10 protein-coding genes are annotated in these 12,452 nt (G+C 72.9%); all 10 read left to right on the forward strand.

Annotation, left to right across the window (positions count from 1 at the left end; translation table 11 throughout):
- Positions 1-306 precede the first annotated feature (306 nt).
- The 10 genes from ACIF83_RS13925 (at position 307) to ACIF83_RS13970 (ending at position 12,428) form a co-directional block, all read left to right on the forward strand.
- Positions 307-1,500, forward strand: a complete 1,194-nt coding sequence (locus tag ACIF83_RS13925; RefSeq protein ID WP_399726584.1) for a DUF3152 domain-containing protein — start codon at positions 307-309, stop codon at positions 1,498-1,500.
- A 56-nt stretch (positions 1,501-1,556) separates the two neighbouring features.
- Complete coding sequence (locus tag ACIF83_RS13930) at positions 1,557-1,652, forward strand: Ms4533A family Cys-rich leader peptide (RefSeq protein WP_391334877.1); 96 nt, start codon at positions 1,557-1,559, stop codon at positions 1,650-1,652.
- Between the two features lie 178 nt (positions 1,653-1,830).
- Entirely contained in the window at positions 1,831-3,549 is a 1,719-nt protein-coding gene (locus ACIF83_RS13935; RefSeq protein ID WP_399726588.1) for an ABC transporter substrate-binding protein, read from the forward strand.
- Between the two features lie 4 nt (positions 3,550-3,553).
- A complete protein-coding gene (locus ACIF83_RS13940; protein ID WP_399726591.1) occupies positions 3,554-4,564 on the forward strand; it encodes an ABC transporter permease in 1,011 nt (336 codons plus the stop codon).
- Positions 4,561-5,559 (forward strand): ABC transporter permease, encoded by a 999-nt coding sequence (locus ACIF83_RS13945; protein WP_393468821.1) that lies wholly within the window; start codon positions 4,561-4,563, stop codon positions 5,557-5,559. The genes ACIF83_RS13940 and ACIF83_RS13945 overlap by 4 nt, the downstream gene beginning before the upstream one ends.
- Entirely contained in the window at positions 5,556-7,184 is a 1,629-nt protein-coding gene (locus ACIF83_RS13950; RefSeq protein WP_399726594.1) for a dipeptide ABC transporter ATP-binding protein, read from the forward strand. The genes ACIF83_RS13945 and ACIF83_RS13950 overlap by 4 nt, the downstream gene beginning before the upstream one ends.
- Before the next feature lie 241 nt (positions 7,185-7,425).
- Positions 7,426-9,090 carry a glycosyltransferase gene (locus ACIF83_RS13955; protein WP_399726597.1) on the forward strand — a complete coding sequence of 555 codons (1,665 nt, stop codon included), beginning with the start codon at positions 7,426-7,428 and terminating at the stop codon, positions 9,088-9,090.
- A gap of 53 nt (positions 9,091-9,143) precedes the next feature.
- The gene (locus tag ACIF83_RS13960) at positions 9,144-10,514 is read left to right on the forward strand and encodes a hypothetical protein (protein ID WP_399727151.1); all 1,371 of its coding nucleotides are present in this window, start codon (positions 9,144-9,146) and stop codon (positions 10,512-10,514) included.
- 217 nt (positions 10,515-10,731) lie between these two features.
- Positions 10,732-11,691, forward strand: a complete 960-nt coding sequence (locus tag ACIF83_RS13965) for an NAD-dependent epimerase/dehydratase family protein (RefSeq protein ID WP_393468830.1) — start codon at positions 10,732-10,734, stop codon at positions 11,689-11,691.
- Positions 11,679-12,428, forward strand: a complete 750-nt coding sequence (locus ACIF83_RS13970; protein ID WP_398137627.1) for a spherulation-specific family 4 protein — start codon at positions 11,679-11,681, stop codon at positions 12,426-12,428. Before ACIF83_RS13965 ends, ACIF83_RS13970 begins: the two co-directional genes overlap by 13 nt.
- Positions 12,429-12,452 lie beyond the last annotated feature (24 nt).

Here is a 12,452-nt window from a genome sequence, read left to right on the forward strand (position 1 = left end):
GGCACTCCGGCGCACGGCGTGCCTCGGCTTCCGGACGGCGCGCCCGCCCAGGGTGTCCCTCGGTTCCCGGGCGGGCCGGGGGCGCAGGGCGGCCGGCGTGCACCCGAGGGGACTCCGGCGCATGGGATCCCGCGTCCGCCCGACGGCACTCCGGCGCACGGCGTGCCTCGGCTTCCGGACGGCGCGCCCGCCCAGGGTGTCCCTCGGTTCCCGGGCGGGCCGGGGGCGCAGGGCGGCCGACGTGCACCCGAGGGGACTCCGGCGCATGGGATCCCGCGTCCGCCCGACGGCACCCCCGTCCCTGGCGTGCCTCGGCTGCCCGACGGCACCCCTGCCCACGGCGTGCCGCGCTTCGGCGGTGGTGCCGCGCAGGCCCGGGGCGGGCATCCTGAGCAGCGTGAAGTCGGCGGTGGCTGGGGGGAGTTCGCGGAGGCGGCCGGGTCCGGCGTCGGGGTTGCTCCCGGGGGGCAGCAGGGCTCCGGCGGGCCCGGTGTCGCCTTTCCGCGGCAGCGGCAGGGTGGGCCGGGCCATTCCGGTGGTGGGCCCCGGCAGGACTACCTCGAGGCCTTCGAGGAGGATGTCGACGTCTTCGCGCCCCGGTCCGGCCGTACGGAGTCCGCTCAGGAGCAGGAGTCGTACGACGCCGGTGCCGGGCCGGCGGCCGACGGGGGCGAGGCGCCTCCGGCCGGCCTGCCCGCGCAGCGCGGCGGTGGCAAGGGGCGTGCCTTCACGGGCATCGCGGCAGCGGCCGTGACCACCGTGCTCGCGGTCGTCGTCGCCGGGCAGGTCGCCGACCGCCACGACGAGGCCGACGTACGGTCGCAGTCCGCCACCGACCAGGCGCGCGGCACCGGGATCCCCGGGCAGAGCACCCCGTCCGCCGCGCCGAGCGTGGCGACGCTGACGTACGAGCAGAAGATGGACCGGAAGTACCCGCTCAGCGCCACGCTGAACGGTTCCGGAAAGTTCGACACCGTACCCGGGTTCGACAAGGCGCCCGGCAAGGGGCAGAAGTACACCTACCGCGTCGACATCGAGCAGGGACTCGGCCTGGACGGCGAGCTCTTCGCCGCGGCCGTGCAGAAGACGCTCAACGACAGCCGCAGCTGGGCCCACGGCGGTGCCCGTACCTTCGAGCGCGTCTCCTCGGGCAAACCCGACTTCGTGATCACGCTCGCCAGCCCCGGCACCACCGCCAAGTGGTGCGCCAAGTCGGGCCTGGACACCACGGAGGACAACGTCTCCTGCGACTCGGCGTCCACGGAGCGCGTGATGATCAACGCCTACCGTTGGGCACAGGGCAGCAAGACATACGGGGACAAAATCCACCCGTACCGGCAGATGCTCATCAATCACGAGGTGGGCCACCGGCTCGGCCACGGTCATGTGTCGTGCCAGAAAGACGGCGAGCTGGCGCCGGTCATGCAGCAGCAGACCAAGTTCCTCGACCACGACGGAATCCACTGCCTGCCCAACCCCTGGCCCTACCCCGGGAGTTGACAGGTGCCGCTCGCGTCACATTGACATGAGCGGCAAGTTCGTTCATATTTTTGCGCATGTGGTCTAGTCATGCCGTCTCCGACAGCGCCGCCATCGAGCTGGCGCTGATCGGCGTGACCGCGCTCTGCGTGGCCGACATCCACTGTCACTGACGCCGCCTCCCTGGCGTTCGCGTCGCGACTTCCTTCCTTTTCCGTCCGTGACCGTGTCACGGATTTTTCGACGACCCGACGCCGGGGCCGACGTCTGCCCGCAGCCGTCTCATTCCTCGTCCGCATGTCTCACTCTTCGAGAATTCCTCGATCAGTTCCCCGAGAGGTCGTCTTTCCGATGCGTCAACCGTCCGTCATAGCGCGCCGCGTGGCAGCGGCATCCGTCAGCCTGGTCGTGGCAGCGGGCGCCGCCGCCTGCGGCCCGAAGGACAACGATGCCAAGGGCTCCGGTGGCGACTCCGCGCCGCACAAGGGCGGCACGCTGACCGTTCTGAACTCCGAGCCGCAGCAGGACTTCGACCCCGCCCGCCTCTACACCTCCGGCGGCGGCAACGTCCCCTCGCTCGTGTTCCGCACGCTCACCACGCGCAACCGGGAGAACGGCGCGGCCGGCGCCAAGGTCGTCCCGGACCTGGCCACCGACACCGGGCGCCCCAGCAAGGGCGCGACCGTGTGGACGTACACCCTGAAGAAGGGTCTCAAGTACGAGGACGGCACCCCGATCACCTCGGCCGACATCAAGTACGGCATCGAGCGCTCCTTCGCCCCCGAACTCTCCGGTGGCGCACCGTACCTGAGGGACTGGCTGGTCGGCGCGGCCGACTACCAGGGCCCGTACAAGGACAAGAAGGGCCTCTCGGCGATCGAGACGCCGGACGCGCGGACCATCGTCTTCCACCTGGACAAGCCCGAGGGCGAGTTCCCGTTCCTGGCCACGCAGACGCAGTTCACGCCCGTCCCGAAGGGCAAGGACACGGGCACCAAGTACGAGGAGCACCCGATCTCGTCGGGCCCGTACAAGGTCGTGAAGAACGAGAACGACGGCGAGCACCTCGTGCTCGAACGCAACAGGTACTGGTCCACGGCCGTCGACGCCGAGCGCAAGGCCTACCCGGACACGATCGACGTCCGCTCCGGCCTCGACTCCTCCGTGATCAACCAGCGGCTGTCCGCGTCTCAGGGTGCGGACGCGGCCGCGGTCACCACGGACACCAACCTCGGTCCGGCCGAGCTCGCCAAGGTGACCGGCGACAAGGAGCTGGCCGCGCGCGTGGGCACGGGCCACTTCGGCTACACGAACTACATCGCGTTCAACCCGACGGTGAAGCCGTTCGACGACATCAAGGTGCGGCAGGCGATCTCGTACGCCATCGACCGGTCGTCCGTGATCAACGCGGCCGGTGGCTCCGCGCTCGCCGAGCCCGCGACCACCTACCTGCCCGACCAGAAGTCCTTCGGCTACGAGCCGTACGACCTCTTCCCGGCGGGCAAGTCCGGCAACCCGGCCAAGGCCAAGGAGCTGCTGAAGGAGGCCGGCTACAAGAACGGGCTGACCATCCCCCTCACGCACTCCAACGACAAGAACTTCGAGACCAGCCCGGAGATCGCCACCGCCATCCAGGACGCGCTGAAGAAGGCCGGCATCACGGTCAAGCTCCAGGGCCTGGAGGACAACGACTACCGGGACAAGATCCACAGTGTGAAGACCGAGCCCGGCTTCTTCCTCGCCCACTGGGGTGCCGACTGGCCCTCCGGCGGTCCCTTCCTCGCCCCGATCTTCGACGGCCGGCAGATCGTCAAGGACGGAGCGAACTTCAACACGGGCCTGCTCGACGACAAGTCGGTCAATGACGAGATTGACGCGATCAACAAGTTGACCGACCTTGACGCGGCCGCCAAGCGGTGGGGTGCACTGGACAAGAAGATCGGCGCACAGGCCCTGACCGTGCCGCTGTTCCACCCCGTCTACAAGCGCCTGTACGGCAAGGACGTCAAGAACATCGTGATCAGCGACTGGACCGGCGTCCTGGACATCTCCCAGGTCGCGGTCAAGTAGCGCCGTGAGCGAGGCACTTGTCGCCACCCAGGCCCCCGGGGCGGACACACCCGTCCCGGGGGCCTCGGGGGCCCGTCAGTTCTGGCGGCGGCTGCGGGCGCAGCGTGCCGCCCTCGTCGCGGCGGCCTTCGTCGCGCTGCTCGTCCTGGTCGCGCTCGCCGCGCCCCTGCTCACCACCCTGGAGGGCCAGGATCCGACCACGTACCACCCCTCCCTGATCGACTCCGCGCGCGGGGGCGTGCCCATCGGCTCCTTCGGCGGTGCCGGCGCCGACCACTGGCTGGGCGTCGAACCGCAGACCGGGCGCGACCTGTTCGCGCGGCTGGTCTACGGAGCGCGGGTGTCGCTGGGTGTCGCGCTGGCGGCGACCGTGGTGCAGGTCACGATCGGGGTCGTGATCGGCGTTGCCTCCGCGCTCGGCAGCCGATGGGTTGATCAACTGTTGAGCCGGATCACGGACATCATCGTCGCCATGCCGCTGATGATCATGTCCCTGGCGCTGCTGGCGATCGTGCCGTCGAGCTTTCCGCGGCCCGTCCTCGTCACCCTCGTCATCGGCCTCATCGCCTGGGGCAACATCGCGAAGATCGTGCGCGCCCAGACCCTCACCCTCAAGGGCCTCGACTACGTCTCCGCCGCCCGGCTGAGCGGATGGGGCACCTGGCGGATTGCCCGCCGCGAGCTGCTCCCGGGGCTGGCCGCGCCCGTCATCACGTACGCGGCGTTGCTCGTCCCCATGAACATCTCGGTCGAGGCCGCCCTCTCCTTCCTCGGCGTGGGCGTGAAGCCGCCCACGCCGTCCTGGGGGCAGATGCTCACCAGCGCCGACGTCTGGTACCAGGCCGCGCCGCAGTACCTGCTGCTGCCGGCCGGCGCCCTGTTCGTCACCGTCCTGGCCCTGACCGTCCTCGGCGACGGCGTGCGCACCGCACTCGACCCGCGCGCGGCCTCCCGCCTGCGCGTCGGCACCGGCCGGAAGAACGAGAGCGGGACCGGTAAGGAGGAGACCGCATGAGTGGCCTCGGTGGTTTCGTCCTGCGCCGCGCCGTCGGCATGGTGGTCACCCTGCTCGCCATCTCGGTGATCGTCTACGTCGTCTTCTACGCCACCCCCGGCAACGTCGCCCAGATCACCTGCGGCCCGCGCTGCTCGCCGGAACAGGTCCACCAGGTCGCCGAGCAGCTCAAGCTCGGTGACCCGCTCTACCTGCGCTACTGGCACTTCCTCGAAGGCCTCTTCGTCGGCCAGGACTTCTCCACGGGCACCTCCGTGGCGCACTGCTCCGCACCCTGCCTGGGGCTGTCGTACCAGAGCGACCAGCAGGTCATGGACATCATCCTGACCAAGCTGCCGGTCAGCCTGTCGCTCGTCCTCGGCGCGATGGTGCTGTGGCTCCTGCTCGGTGTCGGCACCGGCGTCCTCTCCGCCTGGCGGCGCGGCCGGATCTCCGAGCGCCTGCTGACCGCCCTCACCCTCGCGGGCACCGCCACGCCCGTCTTCGTCATCGGCCTGGTGCTGATGATCGTCGTCTGCGGCGAACTCCAGCTGCTGCCCTTCCCGCAGTACGTGAACTTCACCGACGACCCCGAGCAGTGGGCGTGGAACCTGCTGCTGCCCTGGCTCTCGCTCGCCCTCATCGAGGCGGCCGCGTTCGCCCGGCTCACCCGCGCCTCGATGCTGGAGACGCTCGCCGAGGACCACATCCGCACCTTCCGGGCGTACGGCGTGGGGGAGCGCTCGATCGTCGGCCGGCACGCCCTGCGCGGCGCGCTCGCGCCCGTCATCGCACTGAACGCCAACAACGTCGGCTCGGCCGTCGGCGGTGCCGTCCTCACCGAGACCCTGTTCGGCCTGCCCGGCATCGGCCAGGAGCTGGTGCACGCGGTGAAGGTCGTCGACCTGCCGGTGGTCGTCGGCATGGTCCTGGTCGTCGGCTTCTTCGTCGTCATCGCCAACGCCGTCGCGGACGTCCTGTACGCGGTGGCCGACCGACGGGTGGTACTCGCATGAGTCTGGTGGAAGTCACGGACCTGACGGTCGAGTTCGGCTCACTGCGGGCCGTGGACGGGCTCTCCTTCCGGCTGGAGCAGGGCGCCGCCCTCGCGCTGGTCGGCGAGTCCGGCTCCGGCAAGTCCACGGTCGCCGGCGCCCTGCTGGGGCTGCACCGGGGCACCGGAGCGCGGGTCGGGGGCTCGGTGCACGTCGCCGGCACCGACGTACAGCAGGCCCCGGACGCGGAACTGCGGCGGCTGCGCGGTGCCAGGGCCGCGATGGTCTTCCAGGACCCGCTGTCCTCGCTCGACCCCTACTACGCGATCGGCGACCAGATCGCCGAGGTGTACCGCGTCCACACGCGCGCCTCGCGCCGCGCCGCACGCGCGCGTGCCGTAGAGGTGCTGGAGAGGGTGGGAATCCCGGACGCGCAGCGCCGGTCCCGGTCCCGGCCGCACGAGTTCAGCGGCGGTATGCGCCAGCGCGCCCTCATCGCCATGGCGCTCGCCTGCCGCCCGGACCTGCTGATCGCCGACGAGCCCACGACGGCTCTCGACGTCACCGTCCAGGCCCAGATCCTCGACCTGCTGCACACGCTGCGCGAGGAGACCGGCATGGGCCTGCTGCTCGTCACCCACGACGTGGGCGTCGCCGCCGAGAGCGTCGACGAGGTACTGGTCATGCGGCACGGCCGAGCCGTCGAACACGGCCCGGTCGGCACGGTCCTGGCGGCGCCCGCGCAGGCGTACACCCGCGAACTGCTGGACGCCGTCCCGCGCGTGGACGCACAGCGCGCCCCCTCCGAGGCGTCCGACGAGGTCGTGCTGGAGGCCACCGGGCTCCGGCGCGAGTTCGGGCGCGGCAAGCGGGCGTTCGCGGCCGTGGACGACGTCTCGCTGACCGTCCGACGGGGCGAGACCCTGGGCGTCGTGGGGGAGAGCGGCAGCGGCAAGACGACACTGGGCCGCATGCTGGTCGGGCTGCTCGAGCCGACCGCCGGCGAGATCCACTACGCGGGGCGCCCGCACACCGGCGTGAACCCGGCCGTCCAGATGGTCTTCCAGGATCCCGTCTCCTCCCTCAACCCCCGCCGCAGCGTGGGCGAGTCCATCGCCGACCCGCTCCGCGCGCGGGGAGTGGGGGTCCCCCCGTTCGGGCGAAGCCGAGAGCGGGGGAGGGACGAGCAGCAGATCCGGGGGCGTGTGGTCGAACTGCTGGAGCGCGTCGGGCTCGAAGCGGCCCACTACGACCGCTACCCGCACGAGTTCAGCGGTGGACAGCGCCAGCGCGTCGGCATCGCCCGGGCGCTCGCCGCCGACCCGCGCGTCATCGTCTGCGACGAGCCCGTCTCGGCGCTCGACGTCACGACACAGGCCCAGGTGGTCGAACTGCTCGGCGAGCTGCAGCGCGAACTCGGCCTCGCGCTGGTGTTCATCGCGCACGACCTCGCCGTCGTCCGCCAGGTCAGCGACCGGGTCGCGGTGATGCGCCACGGTCAGGTCGTCGAGTCCGGACCCGTCGACGCGGTGTACGACGCCCCGCGCGAGCCGTACACCAGGCAGCTCCTGGCCGCCGTGCCCGCGCTCGACCCGGAGCTGGCGGCGCAGCGGCGGGCGGCCCGGCGGGAGCCGGCCGTGGCGTAACGTTTCGTACGTGGTCGATCACCGTCTGATCTCCTAGCGCGGCAGAACGCTACCCGCACGCGAAAGTTACGACCGTTCACCCCTTTTGGTGGCGCGATGGACAACCGTCCGTCGCGCCACCGCCTTGTCCGCATACGTTCGTCCCGCTGCGAGCCGCCAGGACCAAGGCGGCTCCCACTCACGGGAGATCGGGGGTGCACACGTGCGCATCGGACTACTTACGGAGGGTGGCTACCCGTATGTGAGCGGTGACGCCGGGCTGTGGTGCGACCGGCTCGTGCGCGGGCTCGCACAACACGAGTTCGACCTCTACGCGCTCAGCCGCAGCCGACAGCAGGAGGACGCGGGCTGGGTCCCGCTCCCCGAGCAGGTCAGCAGGGTGCGTACGGCCCCGCTGTGGACGGCCGAGGACGACGAAGTCGCATACGGACGGCGCGCGCGCCGACGCTTCACCGACTGCTACGGGGAACTGGTCGGGGCCTTGTGCGCCGGATCCGACACCGCTTCCGGCGATGCGTCCGCTCATCAGGCGGACCGTTTCGGCAGTGCGCTGTACGGGCTCGCCGAACTCGCCCGAGACGAGGGCGGGCTGGTCGGCGCGCTCCGCTCCGACACCGCCGTACGCACCCTGGAGCGCGCCTGCCGCGCCCCCGGCGCGCTGCGCACGGCACGCGAGGCGCGCGTAGCCGACCTGCTCACCGTCACCGCGCACCTCGAACGCGCCCTGCGCCCCCTCTCCCTGGACTGGTACGGCGACGACGGCCTCGGCGCCGCCGACCTCTGCCACGCCGCCGCCGGCGGCCCGGCCGCCCTGCCCGGACTGCTCGCCCGGCACTTCGCCGACGTACCACTGCTGGTCACCGAGTACGGCGTGCAACTGCGCTCGCACTACCTGGCCCTCGGCCCCGACGCCGCCGCCCCCGCCGTACGCGCCCTGCTCGCCGCCTTCCATGGCCGGCTGGCCACCGAGGTCTACCGGCGGGCCGCGATCCTCACACCCGGCAACGCGCACGCCCGCCGCTGGCAGGAACGGTGCGGCGCCGACCGCACCAGGATCCGCACCGTCCACCCGGGCATGGACGCCTCCCGCTTCGCGGAGGTCGGCGAGTCCCCGGACCGCGCCGACGCGGACACGCTCGTCTGGGTCGGGCGCGTGGAACCCGCCAAGGACCTGGTCTCCCTGCTGCACGCCTTCGCCGAGATCCGCAGAGAGGCGCCCAAGGCCCGCCTGCGGATCGTCGGGGCGCCCGCGGGCCCCGAGGGTCCGGCCTACCTGCGTCACTGCCGGGACCTGGCCGCCCAGCTCTTCCCGGACGAGGCGGAGGGTGTGCACGCGGTCGGCGACAACCCGGTCTCCTTCGAGAAGATCGGCGGCCCCGAGGCCCCGACACTGCCGGACGCGTACGCCGGCGGCGCCGTCGTGGTCCTCTCCAGCGTCGTCGAGGGCTTCCCGATCAGCCTGGCCGAGGCCATGTTCTGCGGACGCGCCACCGTGTCCACCGACGTCGGCGCGGTGGTGGAGGTCATCGGCGGCACCGGCCTCGTCGTGCCCCCGCGCAATCCGCGGGCGCTCGCCGAAGCGTGCGTGGCGCTGCTGCGCGACCCCGAGCGCCGTGAGCGCCTCGGCGCCGCCGCCCGCGCCCGCGCGCTCGAACTGTTCACCGTCGAGCAGAACATCACGGCATTTCACAGTATTTACCTGGAGATCGTCTCGCGCTGCCCGGTACGCCGCGTCGTCCTCGACGAGGCGGGCGCGCCCCTGCCGTTCGCCGCCCCGGCCGAGGCCCACGTCCCCGTCCGCTGGACCGGCCCCACGGCCCGCGTACTGACCCGGGGCGTTCCGGGCTGGGCAGCGGGCGGCCCGGTCCGCGCGACCCCGCTGGCGACTCCGGAGGGGGCGCGGTGAACGGCTCCGGCGGGACGGACGACACCCGCGACACCCGCGATGACTGGGACGTCATGAGCCGACCGGGCCGACAGGACCGCCCCGCGATGCCGAGCGGCGCCGACGCGTGGGACGAGCCGTCGGGGGAGTGGCTGGCCGGTGCGCAGACACACGGCGGCGCGAGCGGGGAGCGGGCCGTGCGCGCGGGGACCCCCGCCGGGCCGACGCCCAAGCCGCCCTCGGCAGCGGAGACTTCCTCCGGAGCAGCTCGCCCGCGGACACCCTCGGCACCGGTGGAGGCCGCAGCGGATTCCGGGTCCGGCAGGAGCCGTAGACCCACCGCCCGGCGCGGCGCCGCCGACCCCGTGAAAACCCTGCTGCACCGTCACCGGGAGCTGTGCGAGCGGGCCGTGGACCCGCTGGAGATCGCCGCCGGGCTGGAGGCCCACGGGGTCACCGACCGCACCGCCGCCCGCTTCCGCCACCGCGACGTCTTCTCGCTCGCCGAGGAGCTGTACGCGCGCGTGCCCCGCGACGGCACCCCACGCCCCCGGCCCGAGCTCCTGGGCGCACCCCGTGTCCGTGCCGACTGGGTCCTGCTCACCCTCCAGCCCGGAGCGCTCGGTGCGGCCGTCGTGACCGGGCTGCACCTCACCCATGGCCGGCTCCGCCTGCTGGTGGCCCTCGGCGGCCTCCTCGCCGTCGGCCTGGCCGTCCGCGCAGCCCTGCGCCGCGGCCCCCTCGCCACGGAACCCGGCACACCCCCGTGGCGGACGGCGACCGGCACGCGTGTATCCACCCTCTCGCTGCTCGGGTACGCCCTTCTCGGCGACGGACTCCTGCGCGCGGTCGTGACAGGCGGCCCCGACGACCTGCCCACCGGTGTCCCGGACGGCCCCTGGCCGGTGGCCATCGCCCCCGTCCTGGCGCTCACCCTGGCCTGCGCCCCGGCCGCCTGGTGCGCCCACCTCCTCAGCGCCGGTGCCCGCCGCAGGCTCGCCGGCAGCCGGGGCCTGGAGGACTTCACGGCCGCCGCCCGGCCCCTGCTGCTCGGCGCGATCGCCCTGTTCCTGGCCGCCCTCACCGCTCTGCTCGCCCTGTGCGGCGCCGTCCTCGACGAGAGCGCGGCCTACCCGCAGGCGCTCACCCTGGGCGCCCTCCTCCTGCTCGCCCGCCTCCTCACCGTGCACCACCGCCGGCACGCCCCCGCCCTGACCCTCGGGGCAGCGGTAGCCGTCGAGGTGGCGGCCCCCGCCCTGCTCCTGGCCGGCCGACTGCCCGGCTGCACCTTCCTGGCGACGCCCGTCCAGACCCTGGTGGACGCCTGGGGCCCGGCCGCCGTCCCGGCGCTCGCCTGCGGCACCGCGGCCCTCGTCCTGCTGGTCCACGCCCTGCGCACCCTCACCCAGGCCTCGGCCCACGCGCCGACGGGAGCACCCGAGTGAACCTTCCGCCACCGGTCCGAACCGAGGCCGCCGCCACCCACCCCGAGCGGGTGGCAGCACCTGGCCGCGGTCGAGGCCGCGGGCGCCCGGCCCACCGCCGGAGGCAACCGCACCACCCCTTCGAAGGAGAAGACCAGATGACCACCTCCCGACACGGAGCGCCCGGAGCGTCCGGAGCCTTGGGAGCAGCCGGAGCGCACACCCCGGGAGGCGCCCGATGAGGGTCCTGCTGATCGGAGCCAACGGATACATCGGCCGCTTCGTCGCCGACCGCCTGCTCGCCGACCCGGCCGTCCAGCTCACCGCGCTCGGCCGCGGCGACGACGCCGACGTCCGCTTCGACCTCGCCACCGGCAGCCCCGGAGCGCTCACCCGCTTCCTGGACGCGGTCCACCCCGGAGTCGTCGTCAACTGCGCCGGCGCCACCCGCGGCGGCGCCCGCGAGCTCACCCGGCACAACACCGTCGCCGTCGCCACCGTCTGCGAGGCGCTGCGCCGCAGCCGCTGCAGCGCCCGCCTGGTGCAGATCGGGTGCGGCTCCGAGTACGGCCCCAGCCAGCCCGGCTCCTCCACCGCCGAGGACGCCGTGCCCCGCCCCGGCGGCCCGTACGGCGTCAGCAAACTCGCCGCCACCGAACTGGTCCTCGGCTCCGGTCTCGACGCCGTCGTCCTGCGGGTCTTCTCACCCGCCGGACCCGGCACCCCGGCCGGTTCCCCGCTGGGCCGGCTCGCCGAGGCCATGCGCCGCGCCATGCAGTCCGGAGACGGCGAACTCAAACTCGGCGGCCTCGGCGTCCAGCGCGACTTCGTCGACGTCCGTGACGTCGCCCGCGCCGTGCACGCCGCCTCTCTCTCTGCCGCGCAGGGCGTCATCAACATCGGCTCCGGCCGCTCCGTCCGGCTCCGCGACGCCGCCGCCGTCCTCGCCCGGGTCGCCGGATACGGCGGCGCCCTCCACGAACTCGACGCCCCTCCCGGGCCGTTGCGCGCCACCATCGGGCACCCCCGCACAGAAGCCGACCACGCGGCCCCGGTCGCCTACCCGTACCCGGACGGCTGCGGCAGCTGGCAGCAGGCCGATGTGCGCACCGCCCGCGACCGGCTCGGCTGGCGTCCCCGGATCAACCTCGAAGAGTCCCTGGCCGACATCTGGATGGAGGCGGCATGCCGCATCTGACCAGCACCACAGCGGGCACCACCAGCACCGGCATCCGTACCGCCCTCGGTATCCCCGGCTACGCGCATCCGCTCGTCGCCCCGGCCCAGTGGGCCGAACTCGCCCGCCCCGGCACCCCTCTGGACTGGGTCGTGCTCAACGTCGCCGCCGGGCCCGGCACCCGCCCGGACCCGCACTGTCTGGAAGCCGCGGGCCGGCTGCGCAATGCGGGCGTCCGCGTCCTCGGCCACCTGGACCTCACCCACGGCGCCCGCTCTCTGACCGATCTGCTCACGGACGCGCACCGCCACCTCGACTGGTACCGCGTCGACGGCTTCCTGCTGGACCGCACGCCCACGGACCGCGCCGCGCTCCCCGAGGTCCGCCGCGCGATCACCGCGCTCCGGGCGATCAGTGACACGCCCCACATCGTCCTCGGCCACGGCAGCCACCCGCACCCGGGGTACGCGGAGAACGCCGACCAGCTGGTGACCTTCTCCGGGCCCTGGTCCGACTACCGCTTCTCCCAGGTCGCCGAGTGGACCGCCGACTACCCGCCCGACCGCTTCTGCCACTTCGTGCACGGCGTACCCCTCGGTCATCTGGAGGAGGCGCTGCGCATCGCGCGGTGGCAGGGCGCGGCGACGATCTACTTCACGGACCGCACCGACCGCGGTGGCCGCACCGACCCGTGGGAGACCATGCCCGGCTACTGGGACGAAATCGTCTCGCGGGTCGGAACAGGTGTCTCGGAATGAAGAAGGCCGTGGCAGTGTTACGGG

Origin of the sequence: Streptomyces sp. NPDC085866 (genome assembly GCF_044541035.1) — a bacterium.
GTDB lineage: Bacteria > Actinomycetota > Actinomycetes > Streptomycetales > Streptomycetaceae > Streptomyces.